Below are 16892 nucleotides of genomic sequence, written 5' to 3' on the forward strand. Positions count from 1 at the left end.
CTAGTCTTTGAGTGCCGTGGCACTGGTTCTGGGGCCGATCTGGCGTTCAGTTTGGGCCAGCAGCGGCCGCTCTAGCTTTAGTTTTTCGGCGTAAATCACGCTAAAAGCCAGCACATTTTTAATGTATTCTCGGGTTTCGCCATAGGGTAGGTTCTCAATCCAGATGTCGGCTGGCATGTCTTTGGTTTGGCGCAGTAATACCCGTTCAATTCGACCCGGGCCGGCATTGTAGGCAGCGGTGGCTAGCACTCTGTTGCCGCCGAACTGTTCCAGTAACTGGCCAAGATAATAGCCACCCATGGCAATGTTTTTTTCGGGGATCAGTAGGTCTTCAGTTTTGGGGCTTGGAATGCCCATTTGTTTGGCGACAAGGCGAGCGGTGCCCGGCATTAATTGCATCAGCCCGCGCGCGCCAACGGGTGAGTTTGCGGCGGGCGCAAAGGCGCTTTCTTGTCGCGCAATGGCGTATATCCATTTCAATTGAATTTTTTCCCGTTTCGCCGTCTTAGTGAAACTGTCTTGGTGGGGAGTGGGGAAGCGCAGCTGCAAATCATCCCACTCGCCGGCGCGTATAGCGGTCATAATGGATTGGTATTCCCAGCCCCAGTTTAGAGCCAGCTGTGCGGCGGCAACTTGCTCGGCCTTGTTTAGGCTGCGCATAGCGTAAGCCCACTCAAGGTTGGCGGTTACGGGCTCGCCGATCAGGTATAGCTCGTGGGCGCGGGCAATGGCGCTGTGCTGTTCAATTTCACTAATGAGTGCAGGGTCTAGGGTGCGAGTGGCGCCCAACTGATAGTCTTCGTTGAGAATATCTGCCGCTAAAAAGCTGTAATAGCCGCGCTCGGAGGCCAAGGATTGCAGTGCTAATTGGGTGCTGACGGTCAGCTCACCGCGGAGCTCGATATCGGCTCTTGCCGACCAATAGCGCCAGTCGGCTTTCTGCTGCTTGTCGGCAGGGAGATGCTGCACAATACGTTGCACCGATGTCCAGTCGCCGTCCTTTAAGGCCAGACGAATTCGCCACTCCGTTAAATAGGGGTCTTCGTAGTCGGGGTCGGTGGCCATAACCCAGTCGCGAGTGTAATCGGCGTCACTGGCAATAATTTGTCTGGCCATGCTATCGCGCAGGGCATAATTTTGGCTTGGAGTGAACTTCAGGTGGCGATCAAGTTGCTGCCACAGTGTGTTGGTGCGCTCAAAATCGCTTTTGGCCAGACGCTTTAGGGTGTGAGCGGCTATGTCGCGGCTGTGATCGTTGGGGCTCAGGTTAAGGCCTCGGCTAAAAAGGAGGTTGGGGCTTTGTAATATTTCAATATAGGCTTCGCTGCCTTTGACCCTGCCAAGTAGGTAGCGGGCCATATCGGTTTGGCCAGCGTTGAGGGCAAGGCTGGCGCGACGCCAATACTGATGCTCAGTTTGGGCTTGGTTGAGCGTAGCAAACCACTGTTTGATTGGCGCGTCGCATTCTTTGGGGAGTGAGTAGGGCGTGCTCCACAGCTCCGAAATTGCGGTATTGGCGGCCTTTGTGTCGCCTATTTGGCGCAAGGCGTAAGCGTAATGGCAGCTATTGGTGGTGGACGAACTCTTGCGATAGTTCTGCACGTATTGTGGCCAATTGCGGTCGCGCAATAATTTATTCATCCATGTGAGACGAATGCGCTGTCCGGTAATGGTGTCGCCATACTGCTGTAAATACACATCAATGGTTTGCTGTGAAGTTTGATCGATCTGTGCTTTTAGCAATTCCAGCTCAAAATAGGGAAATAACGCGTAGTTACTTAAGCGAGGCGCTAGCTTTTCGGCATTGGCAATGCGACCGCGGCTGATTTCGGTCAGTGCTTCGCGGTATAATCTGCGGCTGTCCTCCGTCGAAGGGGCGGCATTGGCAGATATCGTCTGGAGTGACAGTACGATAAGGAGCGTGAAAAAGCGGTTCATATCCCAGCAGCCTTGATTGATTTCGTGAATTTTCGATGAGTTAGCAAAATACTTAGCGGATGCCCAACTGGCATCTGCTGCCCCCTATATTGGATCAAATATATGCCTTTGTTACGTGCCACACAATTACAGCACAGTATTGGACAACAGATTGTACTGGATAACGCAGAATTACAACTCGAAGCTGGAGATAGAGTGTGTTTATTGGGCCGCAATGGCTGCGGCAAGTCCACTTTACTGCGTATTGTCGAGGGCAGTGCCCCAGTAGATTCTGGTGAGGTTTGGCGCCAGCCAGGCGTTAAAATTGCGCGCATGGAACAGACCTTAGACTTTGCCTCGCCTGAAGAAACGATATATGACGTGGTAGCCGATGGCTTGGCCGGCCTTGGTAAGGTATTACGTCGTTATCACGAGCTAATCCATGGCGACATGGGCGATGCTGAGCTGAAAGAACTTGAGCACTTGCAGCGGGAAATAGAAACTAATGATGGCTGGTTATTTCAACAACGCATCGACAATATCCTGTCGCGCTTAGAATTAGATGCCGATGCCACTGTGGTTAGTTTGTCGGGCGGTTGGCGCCGCCGAGTGGCGCTGGCGCGGGCCTTAGTGTGCGACCCCGATATTTTACTGCTCGACGAGCCCACCAACCATTTGGATCTCGATGGTATTTTGTGGCTGGAACAATGCGTGATGTCTTTTCAGGGCTGCGTGCTATTTGTAACCCACGACCGGGCTTTAATCGAAAAATTGGCAACCCGCATCGTTGAGTTAGATCGGGGTATTTTGACGAATTACGACACCAATTACAGTCGCTATTTAGAGCTTCGCGAGCACGCTTTAGAGATCGAAGCTGAACACAATGCGCTGTTTGACAAGCGTCTCGCCCAAGAGGAAGTGTGGATTCGTCAGGGTATTAAAGCGCGCCGAACCCGCAACGAAGGTCGGGTTAGGGCGCTTGAACGTATGCGCACCGAACGCTCAGGCCGCCGCGTGCAGTCGGGGTCAGCCAATCTCAGTGTTAATCAGGCTGACAGAACTGGCAAAGTTGTGGCTGAACTTACGGATGTGTCTTTTCAGGTGCCAGGTAAGGTATTGGTCAATAATTTGTCGTTGCTGGTGTGTCGCGGCGATAAACTCGCCCTGATTGGCCCCAACGGCGCGGGTAAAACCACTTTGTTGCGGCTAATTTTGGGTGAGCTTGAAGCGCAATCAGGTACCGTGAAAGCGGGCACCAATTTGCAAGTAGCTTATTTTGACCAGTTGCGTGACCGCCTTGATGAAAGTCAGCGAGTGGTCGATATTGTTGGTCAAGGCCGCGATGCCGTCACCATTAATGGCAAAGACCGCCATATTATGAGCTATCTTGGCGATTTTCTGTTTAGTCCTGAGCGGGCCCGCAGTCACTTTGGCGTGCTGTCTGGTGGTGAGCGCGCGCGGGTGCAGTTGGCCTGCTTATTCAGTCAACCCGCCAATGTTCTGGTTATGGATGAGCCGACCAATGACTTGGATATGGAAACCTTAGAGCTGTTAGAAAGCCTGCTAGTTGAATTTAGCGGCACAGTCCTACTGGTGAGTCACGATCGCTCTTTTGTCGACAGCGTGGCCAGCAGCTGCCTGCTTTTTGAGGGGAATGGCGTAATCAGTGAGCATATTGGTGGCTACAGTGAGGTGTCTGCATATATGGCGCGGCGCGCTGCGCAACAAAAAGCGGCACCAGTCGCAAAGCAGGAGGCGCCTGCGGCGATTACCGCGCCGGCACCTCCGGCAGCTAAAGCCCGTAAGCTGAGCTATAAAGATCAACGGGAGCTTGATAACTTACCTAAAAAAATCGAGAACTTAGAGGCAAGTCTTGAGGATTTAGGTAAAAAGACGGGCGATGCTGGATTCTATCAGCAAGACCCAGTGGCCATTGCTGAAGTACTCGATAAACTCGCGTCCATACAGGCTGAATTAGATGCTTGCATGGAGCGCTGGCTAGAATTAGCTGAATAAAATCAGCTAATTCTAGCCGTTTAGGGCTTTTTGTGCTGGCCCACGCGCACCGCTAGCACATCACAGCTGGCGCCGTGTAACACGCCGTTGGCTGTTGAGCCTAGCAGTAGCGCTAGTCCCTTGCGGCCATGGCTGCCAACAATGATCAAGTCGGCGCCGAGGCTTTTGCTAAGCTCATGTATTTGCGCGTCGGGACGGCCGGTGAGCAAATGGCATCGCTTAGCGGGGATTGTTAAGCGTTCGGCATATTTTGCGAGCGCCGTTTCGGCTTGTTTTTGCAGTTGTAACTGCACTTCAGAGAAATCCATAGGAATATCGCCGCCGTAGGCGAGGCTGAGGGGTTCAACAACGTGCAATAGGTGTAGCTCTGCGCTGTGTTGTGCAGCCATGCCGGCAGCGCGGTCAAGTACGCTGCTGGCCTCATCAGATAGATCTATCGCGGTCAGGATAAGCCGATAATTTGGCATTTTACTCTCCATTAGTATTCGCAATTGACGCCGTTATTAAGGTATAAAGCCTGCCAACTGTCCAGTATTTGACAAAGGAATTCTATGACGTGGCTTATTGGTATTGCCGTAATTGCATTTATGCTGGCACCAATTATGTGGATTTTGCCCTCGCGGCGACAGTCGCAGCAGGCTGCCGTGCGAGAATCAGCGCGGTCCCTAGGCTTGTCAGTGAAAGTTGTTGCCATGCCGAAAACGCGGCGAGAGCGTATTCGTCGCGAAGATGATGTGTACGGCGTGTGCTACACCCGTGGCGTACACAATAAAAGAAGCTTGCCGGCATGGAAGTATTGGTTGATCGATATTCCTGAGGGTGAGGGCGATGTGGTGCCCTGCAGTACTGAAATTGAGGCATTGATCACCGAGTTTCGCGGTTTACTCCCCGCCGACGCGACAATGCTTGAATTTTCGCCTGTTGGCCTTCATGTTTATTGGCGAGAGCGCCAAGCTGATGAAAAGGTAGTGGCAGAAATTGCTCAGTGCCTCAATGCGATTATTGATAAAGGGGGGCTGGAAGTTGCGTCCAGAGCCGAAAGTACAGAGTGAAAACTTGCCAGCGGGCCGTTACCGCCACTATAAAGGTGGTGAATATCAAGTATATGACATTGCCACTCACAGCGAGACAGAAGAATTGCTGGTTGTTTATCGACCCCTTTACGGCGCTGGTGCGCTGTGGGTAAGACCCTTGGCAATGTTTGTTGAACTCATTGAATTTAAAGGGAAAACAATGCCGCGTTTCAGTCTCATTGAGGCCGATAGCAAGGCCTTGGCTTAGCAAGGGGCATAAAAAAAAGCCTAGCATCGCCCCTTGACCCTGGGGAAACGAACACTTATATATGTCGCCTCTCGCCGTTAAGGCGTCACGTACTTACTAATTTTGCAGAAGGATAATATGGGCAAATCTTTGGTTATTGTGGAGTCGCCAGCAAAGGCGAAGACCATTAATAAGTATCTGGGCTCCGACTACATCGTAAAGTCCAGCATTGGTCATATCCGCGATTTGCCAACCAGTGGCAGTGCTAAAAGTAGCACCGTAGATCCTAAAGAGCGGGCCAAGGCCGCGGCGTTAACGCGGAAAATGGCGCCAGAAGAAAAAGAAATTCATAAAAAGAAAAAGTCGCAGCAGCAGCTTATTGCGCGGATGGGCATCGACCCCGAAAAAGATTGGGCCGCCCATTATGAAATTTTGCCCGGCAAAGAAAAAGTCGTCAATGAACTGAAGAAACTGGCTGAAAATGCCGACACCATCTACCTCGCGACGGATTTGGACCGCGAAGGAGAAGCTATTGCATGGCATTTGCGCGAAGCGATTGGTGGCGATGCCAGCCGCTATAAACGAGTGGTATTTAACGAAATTACTAAAAAGGCGATTAAAGCCGCCTTTGAAAAGCCCACCGAGCTGGATATTGATCGGGTTAATGCGCAGCAGGCCAGACGTTTCCTCGACCGCGTGGTGGGTTACATGGTATCGCCGCTACTATGGGCAAAAATTGCTCGCGGCCTGTCTGCTGGGCGGGTCCAGTCGGTAGCGGTGCGTTTAATTGTTGATCGCGAAAAAGAAATTCGGGCGTTTATTCCCGAAGAGTACTGGCAGATTCATACCGACAACAAATCGTCAGCAGGCGCGTTGCGGCTTGAAGTAAAAAAACAAGCGGGCGCGAATTTCCGTCCCGACAATGAAGCCGACGCCCTAGCGGCAACGGCTGCATTGAATAAAGCGGACTACACGGTTACCGCACGCGAAGACAAACCAACCAAAAGCCACCCCGGTGCACCCTATATCACGTCAACGCTACAGCAGGCGGCCAGCACCCGTTTAGGCTTTGGCGTTAAGAAAACCATGATGCTCGCCCAACGTCTTTACGAAGCGGGCTACATTACATACATGCGTACCGACTCCACCAATTTGAGTGCCGACGCGGTTGCCGCTTGTCGAGATTATATTAGCGCGCAATTTGCCAAATCCTATTTGCCCGAGGCTCCGCGCTCGTATTCAAGCAAAGAGGGCGCCCAAGAGGCCCATGAAGCAATTCGTCCCTCCGACGTTAATATTGAGCCAACCCAGCTGGCCGGCATGGAGCGCGATGCGGAGCGTTTGTATGTGTTGATCTGGCGTCAGTTTGTGGCTTGCCAGATGGCCTCAGCCAGTTTTACCAGTACCTCGGTGGTGGTTGGTGCTGGCGACTTTGAGTTGCGTACCCGTGGTCGGGTAGTGTTGTTTGACGGCTTTATGAAAGTGCAGCCACCGAATGTGAGCAAAAAGGAAGAAGATCAAGAGTTGCCCGACGTTAAAGTGGGTGATCGTCTTGAACTTGTTAAAGTCGATCCGACGCAGCACTTTACTAAGCCATCGCCGCGCTATTCAGAAGCGGCCTTGGTTAAAGAATTGGAAAAACGTGGCATTGGCCGGCCATCCACTTACGCAGCGATTATTTCCACGATTCAAGACCGCGGTTATGTGCGGGTCGACAACCGCCGCTTTTACGCCGAAAAAATGGGCGATATCGTTACCGATCGTCTAGTGGAAAGCTTTAGTAATCTGCTTGATTACAGTTTTACCGCGCGCATGGAAGAACTGCTAGATGAAGTGGCGGCGGGCGATAAAAATTGGAAAAAATTACTCGACGAGTTTTATTCGGAATTTCGCAAAACCCTAGAAGCTGCGGAAGCTGAAGACGAGGGCATGCGTAATAATGTCCCGACGGGGACCGATATTCCCTGTCCGAATTGTGGTCGTACTATGCAAATTCGCACGGCGAGCACCGGCGTATTTCTCGGTTGTTCAGGCTATGCGCTGCCACCGAAAGAGCGCTGTAAACAAACGATTAATTTGGTGCCCGCTGAAGATTTTGTCAGCATTGATAGCGACGACGAAGAAGCTGAATCTAAGGTGCTGCGCAGCAAGCACCGCTGTGGTATTTGCAATACCGCAATGGAAAGCTATGTTATTGATACTTCCAGAAAACTGCATATTTGCGGCAATAACCCCGATTGCAGTGGCCATGAAATAGAGCAGGGTAGCTTTAAAGTAAAAGGCTATGAAGGCCCGCTGATTGAGTGCGATAAATGCGGCGCAGATATGCAGCTAAAAACCGGCCGTTTCGGCAAATATTTTGGCTGTACCGGTGAAGAGTGTAAAAACACCCGCAAACTACTGCGCAGTGGTGAGGCAGCGCCACCGAAGATGGATCCGGTGCCAATGCCCGAGCTGCAGTGCGAAAAGGTTGATGACCACTATATTTTACGCGATGGCGCGTCCGGCTTGTTTTTAGCGGCGAGTGGTTTTCCGCGCAACCGCGAAACCCGTGCGCCCTTGGTAAAAGAAATACTGCCGCATCAAGCTGAAATTGATGAGAAATACACATTCTTGTTTGCTGCACCGGCAAAAGACAAAGAGGGCCGTGATGCAGTTATTCGCTATAGCCGCAAAACCAAAGAGCAGTATGTGCAAACCGAAGTAGACGGCAAGCCCTCGGGCTGGTCGGCATTTTACGAAAACGGCAAATGGGTAGTGCGCGAGAAAGCGGCAAAAGTCGCTAAAGCAGCTAAGCCTGCGGCCAAGACTAAGGCGGCGAAGTAATTGGCTGGGCTAAAAGAAAGTTTCCGTGGCCAGTGTAATCTGCACGTGTATTTTGCTGAGCAATACCTTGCGCAGCTAGAATCCGCTGATCCAACAGCGTGGGGTGGGCATATACGTCGGGCTACCTCTGATTCACTGGTTTGGCAGCTCCAATTAGCTTATCAGTGCCATCTTGCCGATCTAATTGATCAGCAGCCTAAGTTCGGCTTGGCGTTGCCGCAGGGGGTGTTTAATGCTCGCTCCTTTGTGGCAGCTGAGTTACCACCAGAGATTGAGGAACTGGCCGACCGCGAGCTTGAGCCCGGTTGGCTTACGGTGATGCAGAATTATACCTTTGTGCAAACTGCTGTGGCGAGCCCTGCGCGCCATGGGGTTTTAGCGTGGGATGGTCAGCTGGAGCCGGAAGCGGCGCCTGATTTGGCTGCGTGCTTAACGGAGTTAAAGTCAACGATCGCCCGTCATCGCGCCACGTTAATGGAATACTAAGCTCGGCAGTTGGCGTCAGGCTTTATAGATTTGATACAATAGCGCCAACGGCGTCGTGTTGGCGTTAGTAATATCAAGGAATTTTTTGTGCTGTCATATTTAGAATTGGTTGAACTCGCTAACGGTGACGTTGTGCTACAACGCTCGGAAGGTGATGAAAACCCTTTGGTGACAATTCGTTTTTCCAAAGAAACGCGGGAGCATATCAATGGCTCTTGCTTGGAAATAGCCCGTGCCATGGTTCAGGCCGGAATTGAAGCGGCCGCTATTTCTGCCGACAATGACGCCTTTGCCGAAGAGGATGAGTCCGATCTGGACGAGCTCGAGTTGCAGACCAAAATCATCCACTAGCAAATTTTATTTTGATTGCTCACTTGGCACTGAATTTTCGGTGCATTGGTGTATGAGCGTATCGTCTAGTCGGTTTGCATTGATATTACTAGGCATTCCGCGGCGCCGGCAAGCGCGGCTACTTCCAGTGATTGACGCTCATCAGGCCGTAAAGGTCGGTCCAGTAAAATAGCTACTGTGTGACTTTTACCGCGCTCTAGGGCGCGCACGGCTATTTCTGTTAAATCCCGCTCGGTATTAGAGACAACCTGCAGTATTTTCTGGTCGTGCTGATGGCTAGATGCGCTAAGCAAGGGCTTTAATGGGCGGTCGGCAACCCAGCACAGCCAGCGCTGATCTGAGTTGGCGCTGAGCTGTACCAACATGGCTGCGAGCAGTGGCCGCGACAGATGTGACTCGCTGTGCATGGTAATTTCGGTGATCTGGCCAGCGGCAACCGCTGACTCAGAGGCGTAGTGTAGTGGTAGCTGTTCTATACAAGTCATGGTTTTTAACTCCCGCGCCGTAATACACCAACACTTAAGCCTTCGATGGCAAATTCTTGTTCACGTAAATCAACTTGAATCGCTTGGTAATCTGGGTTTTCAGCAAGTAAAGAAATTTGATATTTGTTTTTATGCTGCTGAAACCGCTTAACCGTTACTTCGTTATTTATACGCGCCACCACAATTTGGCCGTTGCGCGCTTCGCTGGTGCGGTGCACGGCGAGCAGATCGTCTTCAAAAATGCCCACATTAATCATGCTGTCGCCTTTTACCCGCAGAAAATAGTCGGCGCTAGGTGAAAATATTGAGGGGGGCATGTCGCAGTAATCTTCAATATTGGCTTCCGCTAGTATTGGGTTGCCCGCTGCTACGCGGCCGATAATGGGAATGCCTAGGTTTTCCGGCAGGCGTATGCCTCGGGATGCGCCTGCGATTATCTCGATAGCACCTTTGCGGGCAAGGGCTTTAAGGTGCTCCTCGGCGGCATTGGGGGAGCGGAACCCCAGCACTCGAGCAATGTCGGCGCGGGTTGGAGGGTAGCCAGTGTCGACGATGTGGTCTTTTATTAGCTGTAATATCTGGCTTTGCCGTGCAGTGAGCTTTTCCATAATTTCAGTATCTGTTTATCTATACAGGTACTGTTAGTATATACAGTGTTTTTGAGATAACAAGTGTAAATGTGCACAGACATTATTTTTTTGTGGAGGCATAAAAAACCCGCCAAAATTTAACAATGTGGCGGGTATTCGGCATCGATATAGGTATCGGCAGGCAATAGTATTGCCTGCGGTGTCAGTATTCGTCGAGTAATCCGTTGACGATGTCAGATTCTATTTCCGACAGTGGGTTGTTCCAATTTTCGGGAACCATGGTGTCGTCAAGAAAACGGTAGTCGTCGTCGCTTAATTCAAAGGCGTTTCGCCAATCTTCTGGCTCTTCGACGGTTTCGAGGCTCAGTTGTCGCCAACTTTCCATGTCGTATTGGCAGAGTTCACCGTCTATCAGTTGCACTTCAACGGAGTCGCTGCCGTCATCAACTGCAACCACTTCAAACAGCTGTTCTGATTCAGCATCTTTGTACCATTTTCCAACTTGGGGTCTAATTCTAGCCATGATTTCAACCTCTGCGAAAGCCTGTATCCAAACTAACACTTACGGATTTGCTGTCTAGTAGGTATTTTTCGCGACAGTAAGGTGGCGGTCTTGGGTTTTGCGGTGGGCCTTTAATACAATTCGCTGTATATTCAGTGGGCTAGCTACTATTTTTAATCTATTTCTCGATTTGAAAAATGGTTTTTTATGGTGCATTTGCATAAGCCTTGCTGGCTTAGCAATGAAATTGTATAGAAATAACGACGGATTAGCGCAATGTTTGAGCAGTGGTGGAGTAATTTTCAGCCGGATCAATACCCTTGGCTGGGCGATGTTTTTATCGTTGTTATTATTATGTTAACGACGAATTTATTTGTAAGCCGGTTAATGGCTAGCTTGGCAGTGAAGTTTACCAAAACTCGCAATTTGTGGGATGACGCGCTATTAGAGGCTGCGCGCAAACCAGCATTGCTCATGATATGGGCGGTGGGTGCTAGTCATGTACTAGAGATTATTGTGCGCTCCACCAACGCCGAGATTTTTACCGCGCTAGAGCCGCTGCGTGCGGTAGCCGTGGTGCTTATTTTGGGCTGGTTTTTGGTGTCGCTGGTACGGCAGGTTGAGCTGCGGTTATTGTCAGATGATTACTCAGCTAAGGATGAGCCAATAGACCGCACTACGGTGATGGCGCTCGGTAAATTAGTGCGCTCGGCAGTGATTATTGTGTCGGCGCTGATGGTGCTGCAAAACCTTGGTTACAGTATTTCTGGGGTGTTGGCCTTTGGCGGTATTGGCGGCATTGCCGTTGGTTTTGCGGCAAAAGATATGCTCGCTAATTTTTTTGGCGGCTTAATGGTGTATTTAGATCGGCCTTTTTCGGTTGGCGACTGGATACGTTCACCGGATAAGGACATTGAAGGAACAGTTGAAAATATCGGTTGGCGCCAGACTCGAATTCGCACCTTTGACCAGCGGCCACTTTATGTGCCCAATGCGACATTTATGCAGATTTCAGTCGAAAATCCTTCGCGCATGTTGAATCGTCGGATTTATGAAACCATCGGTGTACGCTACCAAGATGCTGCGTGTTTGCCCGAGATTATTGATCGGGTTAGGGCGATGCTTGAAAATCACGCCGACATTGATTTGGCTAAAACCCTGATTGTTAATTTTAATAAATACAATGCCTCATCTTTGGATTTCTTTATCTACACATTTACCAAAACCACTAATTGGGTGGAGTACCATCGCATCAAACAGAATGTGCTATTGCAAGTGCTCGATATTATTCATGAGCTTGGTGGTGATGTAGCCTTCCCAACCAGTACGATTAAGTTAGACCCTATCACTATTGAAAATGCCCAAGGGCGCGCGGAGCAAAACCATGAGTAAGACTATTGCTGTTATTGGCGGAACCGGATTATGTGATTGGCCGGGCGCTGAAGTGCTGGAAGAAACAGCGATTGAAACCCCCTTTGGGATGCCGAGCGCGCCCTTGCAGCGTATTCGTTACGAATCTGCTGAGTTTTTATTTCTCGCCCGTCACGGCCATGGCCACGAAATACCGCCTCACGCGATTAACTACCGGGCTAATATTTCTGCGCTCAAGCAGGCGGGCGTTGGCGCCATGATTGCGGTGAACGCGGTTGGGGGTATAAGCGAGCGCTTTGTGGCTGGGGTGATCGCTATTCCAGACCAAATCAATGATTACACTTGGGGCCGTGCGCATACCTTTTTTAATGGCAGCAATGGCAAGGTCGAACATATCGATTTTAGCTACCCCTATAGCCAAGATCTGCGCTCGCGGCTTGCCAATGCAGCGGTCGATGCGAATATTGCCTTTGAGGATTATGGTGTTTACGCGGTGACCCAAGGGCCACGCCTAGAGACGGCCGCGGAAATTCGGCGCTTGGCCAAAGACGGTAACGATATTGTGGGGATGACTGCGATGCCGGAAGCGGCGTTGGCGCGAGAAGCGGGGATTGAGTACGCCTCGATTGCGCTAGTGGTAAATCCTGGTGCTGGGCTTGGCGACAATATCATCACCATGGATGATATTCGCGCGGTAATCGATACCGGCATGCTACAGGTGAAGTCTATTCTCGCTCATTGCATAGCCGATTATTAAATGTGTAAGCCGGTCGTCTGTATAGACCGGCTATTTTTTAGGGCTTAGGCGGCGCAATTTTGGTAATTTTAATGATCGTGCCAAATTTAGGATGATCAATAAAATGCAGTTCGTCGCTGCGCATCCGCCGCTTTTGCTTCATTACCACAATCTGCTCAATTGGCGCGTCACTAGCGTCGGTTTGCGGCTGTGTGGTGGGTTTAAAATCTGGATTTTGCTGTTTAAATTGCGCATATTCGGGGCTGGCTTCAAAGGCTGTGTCAATAAGTGGCGCTTGCTCCTCTGGCTCGTTGTAGCTCAGTGGTTGGTGAGGCAGGTAGTAATTGTTCTCGCCGCGGTTGCCGTAATTAACCAGCCATAAATTGGTGTCTAGGTGGAGATAACGCTCTACTGAAACACGGATATAGCCCTCGAGTTCATAGTGTTTCCCAATTTGTTTACCGCCTTGAATTAGGATCGCTGGGGATTTCTTGCGGGCCTTCAGGTCTTGTTCCCAGCTTGCTTGAAACAGCGGTTTAAAGCGCGACGACATGCGCAGAGATGCGGCAACTTTGGCAAACTCAGGATCGCTGCTGTCAACGATATACGGCGAGTCACTTGTGCTGTCATTACTTTGTAGGCGCACCCATTTGCGGGGATAGCGCAAATGCACATTGTCGGGCCAGTCTTCTTCATACATATTGGCCGGATCGTTATTGGCGTAAATCACCATGTCGATGTGGTAGCGGTCGGAATTTTGCGCAAATGCCACGGCACTAAAACCCCACAGCAATAAAGCTAGCAGGGCGCAGGGGCGAAGGCGAAGTCGTGTACTCATAGTGCTCGGTCTCGTGTTTTCAATGCGGGCTTACTATCGCAGTTCTAGTGCTTGGCTTCCAGTTTGGCGAGTAGGGTTTCGACAAACTCGAAGCGCTGCTGTGGTTCAATCAGTGCTTGCTTGAATTTTAATGCATTGGCACCGTCGAGCTGGTAGCTGGCCGGTGCGGTTTGCACTAGTTTAACTATGTTCAATGGGTGTACTTGGGTGTCTTCGGCAAACTCGATCCGTCCGCCTTGGTTTGAGGCTTCGATTTTACTGAGGCCTAGTACTGCGGCATGTAGGCGTATCTCGGCGCAGCGGAACAGGTTTTTAACTTGGTCTGGCAGCAGGCCAAAGCGGTCGATCATTTCAACCTGTAGTTCCCGCAGTTCATGGCTATTATTGGCGCCAGCGATGCGCTTGTAGAGCATGAGTCGGCTCTGAACATCGGGTAGGTACTCGTCGGGAATCAGCGCCGGCAAGCGTAAATTCACTTCAATGTGGTCTTCGGCGTTATTCTCAAGGTTGATTTTCTTGCCCTGTTTAATGGCGTTCACTGCGCGGTCGAGCATGTCCATATACAAGGTGAAACCAATCGAATGAATTTGCCCGCTTTGGCCCTCACCAAGTAATTCGCCAGCGCCGCGAATTTCCATGTCTTGGGTGGCGAGGGTAAAACCCGCACCCAAGGTGTCGGCTTCGCTAATGGCAAGCAGGCGTTTTTGCGCGTCACCAGTGAGCTGCTTTACTGGCGGTGTTAATAAATACGCGTAGGCTTGGTGGTGCGAGCGCCCAACGCGGCCCCGCAACTGGTGGAGTTGGGCGAGGCCGAATTTATCGGCGCGATCAATAATAATGGTGTTGGCATTGGGTACGTCGATACCCGTCTCGATGATGGTGGAGCAAACCAGTACATTGTGGCGCTTGTGGTAGAAATCGCTCATTACCTGTTCCAGCTCGCGCTCGCGCATTTGGCCGTGGCCGACGCCGATACGTAGCTCTGGAATCATTTCCTCTAAGTCGCGGGCGACTTTTTCAATAGTTTTAACTTCGTTGTGCAGGTAATACACCTGACCGCCGCGCAATATCTCGCGCAGAATGGCTTCTTTTATCAGTCCCTTGTCTGATTCTCGCACAAAGGTTTTTACCGATAAACGCCGCGCCGGCGGGGTGGCGATAATAGAGAGGTCGCGAATACCGGCCATCGACATGTTCAATGTGCGGGGAATAGGGGTGGCGGTCATGGTCAGCACATCCACTTCGGCGCGCAGGGCTTTGAGCGCTTCTTTTTGACGAACGCCAAAGCGGTGCTCTTCGTCGATAATCACTAAGCCAAGGTTTTTGTAGCGAATATCATTGCTGAGCAATTTGTGGGTGCCAATTAAAATATCGACTTTGCCGGCGTGGAGCTCGGCAATAACGCCTTTTTGTTCGGCGGCGCTTCTAAAACGTGACAATACTTCGATATTAACTGGCCAGTCGGCGAAGCGGTCGCGAAAGGATTCAAAATGCTGTTGGGCGAGCAGGGTAGTGGGCACCAAAATGGCCACTTGGGTGCCGTTTTGCACCGCCACAAAGGCGGCGCGTACCGCGACCTCGGTTTTGCCAAAGCCCACGTCACCACAGACTAGTCTGTCCATGGGGCGCGGCGATTTTAGGTCGCTGACCACGGCCTCGATCGCGGCTTGCTGGTCTGGGGTTTCCTCGAAGGGAAATGCGTCGGCAAATTGATAATAGTCTTCGTCGCTGAGCTCAAATGCGCGGCCTTCACGGGCTTCACGGCGGGCGTATATATCGAGTAGCTCGGCGGCGACGTCCCGAATTTTCTCGGCCGCTTTACGCTTGGCCTTGCTCCACTGCTCGGTGCCGAGGCGATGCAGTGGCGCGGTGTCGTCGTCGGCGCCACTGTAGCGGCTAATCAGCTGTAGTGATGTTACCGGCACATAAAGTTTGGCGCTGTCGGCGTATTCCAGCGCTAAAAACTCACTGGCTTGATTGTCAATATTGAGCGACTGCAGGCCAAGGTAGCGGCCCACACCGTGGTCGGCGTGTACCACCGGCGCACCAATGCGCAGCTCGGCAAGATTTTTAACCACGCTCTCGGCGGTGCTAATAGCGGCTTTTTTGCGGCGCCGACTCTGGGATACGCGCTTGCCGAAGAGCTGGGATTCGGCAATCAAGGCAAAGGACTCTGGGCCGCTGCCGGCAATACCCTCGTCTAGAGGGGCGATGGTGATGCCGAGCTTAGCGCCGCTGTCGGCAAATTCGCGCCAGCCAGTGAAGGGTTTGGGTTTGAGTTTGTGACGGCCGAGCAGGTCGATAAGCGCTTCGCGGCGTCCGGCAGATTCCGCGCAGAGCATTATCTTGCGGCCGTTACTATAGCTGCGCAGGGCGCTGATTGGGTCGCTGTGTTTAGCGTCTATGGTTAACGGCGGCGCCAGCTCAAAGGGGAAGTTCTCATTGCCGGTGGCGCTGGGAATGGCGGCCTCGCTTAAGGCGACACGTGGATAGCGTTTGAGGCTGGCAAATAATTCCGGCACTGGCTGGAACACGACAGCGGGGGGCAGTACCGGGCGCTGTAAATCACCAATGCGCTGTTCATAACGCTGCTGTATGTCCTGCCAATAATGCTCTGCAGCACCCTCGATGCCCGCCGTATTTAAAACATGGGTGTTCTCGGGCAGATAGTCAAACAGGGTGCCGGTTTCACTGAAAAACAAGGGCAGGTAATACTCAATGCCCGAGGGTGCAATACCGTCGCTCACGTCTTGGTAGACCGGACATTTGCGGTGATCGACGTTGAAGCGCTCGTGCCAGTTGCGGCGAAATAGGGCAATGCCATCGTCGTCTAAGGGTACTTCCTTGCCGGGTAGCAAGCTTATGCTGGTGACGGATTCGAGGCCGCGCTGCGTCTCGGGGTCGAAACTGCGCAGGCTGTCGATTTCCATGTCGAGCAAATCGAGACGATAGGGTGCCTCGCTGCCCATTGGAAATATATCAATAATCGCACCGCGGCTGGCGTATTCGCCGTGCTGATAAACCGTGTCGACATGGCGGTAACCGCTTTTTTCCAGCTCGCGGCGAAACTCGCTAATATCGATGACTTGGCCGCGCTTGAGTACCAAGCTGTGTTTGCGCACGTAGTCTGGCGGCGCTATGCGCTGCATTAAAGTGCTAATGGGCGCGACGAGTATGCCCTTGCCCATAGTGGGCAGTTCGCTAAGGGTGCGCAGTCGCTCTGAAACAATATCTTCGTGGGGTGAAAAATTATCGTAGGGCAGAGTTTCCCAGTCGGGCAGTAAGCTCACCGCGAGTTCGGCGGCAAAAAATCGCAAGTTCTGCTCTAGCTGGTAGGCCGTGGCGGTGTCGGCGGTCAGTACTAGCAGGGGCGCGTCTAAGGCGCGGGCCAGCTCGGCGGCAACTAAACCGTGGCTCGCCGGAGGGCACTGGCCCCAGCGGATGACGCCCGCATTAGGGGGAAATTTAATGCTCGGTAATTCAATCACAGTAGGAGAATTCAGCTTTAGTCTGC

General features: G+C 51.7%; 15 protein-coding genes. 8 read left to right on the plus strand and 7 right to left on the minus strand.

The genetic code is table 11. The annotated features are described in order from the left end of the window. Positions 1-1938 (minus strand): transglycosylase SLT domain-containing protein, encoded by a 1938-nt coding sequence (locus P1U47_RS01875; protein ID WP_301026817.1) that lies wholly within the window; start codon positions 1936-1938, stop codon positions 1-3. Between the two features lie 102 nt (positions 1939-2040). On the opposite strand from P1U47_RS01875, the gene P1U47_RS01880 reads away from it, so the two are divergent. Next, entirely contained in the window at positions 2041-3933 is a 1893-nt protein-coding gene (locus P1U47_RS01880) for an ATP-binding cassette domain-containing protein (protein ID WP_301026818.1), read from the plus strand. 20 nt (positions 3934-3953) lie between these two features. Here the strand turns inward: P1U47_RS01880 and P1U47_RS01885 are convergent, their stop codons facing one another. Then, on the minus strand, positions 3954-4400 hold the full coding sequence (locus P1U47_RS01885; protein ID WP_301026820.1) for a universal stress protein: 447 nt from the start codon (positions 4398-4400) through the stop codon (positions 3954-3956). An 84-nt stretch (positions 4401-4484) separates the two neighbouring features. Between P1U47_RS01885 and P1U47_RS01890 the strand changes: the two genes are divergently transcribed. The 5 genes from P1U47_RS01890 (at position 4485) to P1U47_RS01910 (ending at position 8856) form a co-directional block, all read left to right on the plus strand. Next, positions 4485-4985, plus strand: coding sequence for a hypothetical protein (locus P1U47_RS01890; protein ID WP_301026821.1), 501 nt, complete (start codon positions 4485-4487; stop codon positions 4983-4985). A 4-nt stretch (positions 4986-4989) separates the two neighbouring features. After that, complete coding sequence (locus P1U47_RS01895; RefSeq protein WP_301026822.1) at positions 4990-5214, plus strand: DUF1653 domain-containing protein; 225 nt, start codon at positions 4990-4992, stop codon at positions 5212-5214. Positions 5215-5331: 117 nt separating this feature from the next. Further along, a complete protein-coding gene (topA, locus tag P1U47_RS01900) occupies positions 5332-8019 on the plus strand; it encodes a type I DNA topoisomerase (RefSeq protein ID WP_301026823.1) in 2688 nt (895 codons plus the stop codon). Next, a complete protein-coding gene (locus P1U47_RS01905) occupies positions 8020-8505 on the plus strand; it encodes a hypothetical protein (RefSeq protein WP_301026824.1) in 486 nt (161 codons plus the stop codon). Between the two features lie 87 nt (positions 8506-8592). Further along, positions 8593-8856: a hypothetical protein gene (locus tag P1U47_RS01910; protein ID WP_301026826.1), complete on the plus strand. Its 264-nt coding sequence runs from the start codon at positions 8593-8595 to the stop codon at positions 8854-8856. A 65-nt stretch (positions 8857-8921) separates the two neighbouring features. Here the strand turns inward: P1U47_RS01910 and P1U47_RS01915 are convergent, their stop codons facing one another. The 3 genes from P1U47_RS01915 to P1U47_RS01925 all read right to left on the minus strand — a co-directional run bounded on the left by P1U47_RS01915 (position 8922) and on the right by P1U47_RS01925 (position 10454). Further along, the gene (locus P1U47_RS01915; RefSeq protein ID WP_301026827.1) at positions 8922-9341 is read right to left on the minus strand and encodes a hypothetical protein; all 420 of its coding nucleotides are present in this window, start codon (positions 9339-9341) and stop codon (positions 8922-8924) included. Positions 9342-9346: 5 nt separating this feature from the next. Beyond that, positions 9347-9949 carry a transcriptional repressor LexA gene (lexA, locus tag P1U47_RS01920; RefSeq protein WP_301026828.1) on the minus strand — a complete coding sequence of 201 codons (603 nt, stop codon included), beginning with the start codon at positions 9947-9949 and terminating at the stop codon, positions 9347-9349. 184 nt (positions 9950-10133) lie between these two features. Then, entirely contained in the window at positions 10134-10454 is a 321-nt protein-coding gene (locus tag P1U47_RS01925; RefSeq protein WP_301026830.1) for a DUF6763 family protein, read from the minus strand. 255 nt (positions 10455-10709) lie between these two features. On the opposite strand from P1U47_RS01925, the gene P1U47_RS01930 reads away from it, so the two are divergent. Both P1U47_RS01930 and P1U47_RS01935 read left to right on the plus strand, forming a co-directional pair. Further along, positions 10710-11825 carry a mechanosensitive ion channel family protein gene (locus P1U47_RS01930; RefSeq protein WP_301026831.1) on the plus strand — a complete coding sequence of 372 codons (1116 nt, stop codon included), beginning with the start codon at positions 10710-10712 and terminating at the stop codon, positions 11823-11825. Further along, on the plus strand, positions 11818-12561 hold the full coding sequence (locus P1U47_RS01935) for an S-methyl-5'-thioinosine phosphorylase (protein WP_301026832.1): 744 nt from the start codon (positions 11818-11820) through the stop codon (positions 12559-12561). Before P1U47_RS01930 ends, P1U47_RS01935 begins: the two co-directional genes overlap by 8 nt. Before the next feature lie 37 nt (positions 12562-12598). Here the strand turns inward: P1U47_RS01935 and P1U47_RS01940 are convergent, their stop codons facing one another. Together P1U47_RS01940 and mfd are read right to left on the minus strand one after the other, a co-directional pair. Further along, positions 12599-13378 carry a CsiV family protein gene (locus P1U47_RS01940; RefSeq protein ID WP_301026833.1) on the minus strand — a complete coding sequence of 260 codons (780 nt, stop codon included), beginning with the start codon at positions 13376-13378 and terminating at the stop codon, positions 12599-12601. A gap of 44 nt (positions 13379-13422) precedes the next feature. Beyond that, a complete protein-coding gene (mfd, locus tag P1U47_RS01945; protein WP_301026834.1) occupies positions 13423-16866 on the minus strand; it encodes a transcription-repair coupling factor in 3444 nt (1147 codons plus the stop codon). Between the last annotated feature and the right edge of the window lie 26 nt (positions 16867-16892).

The sequence above is a fragment of the Zhongshania sp. genome, from assembly GCF_029212375.1.
Taxonomy (GTDB): Bacteria; Pseudomonadota; Gammaproteobacteria; order Pseudomonadales; family Spongiibacteraceae; genus Spongiibacter.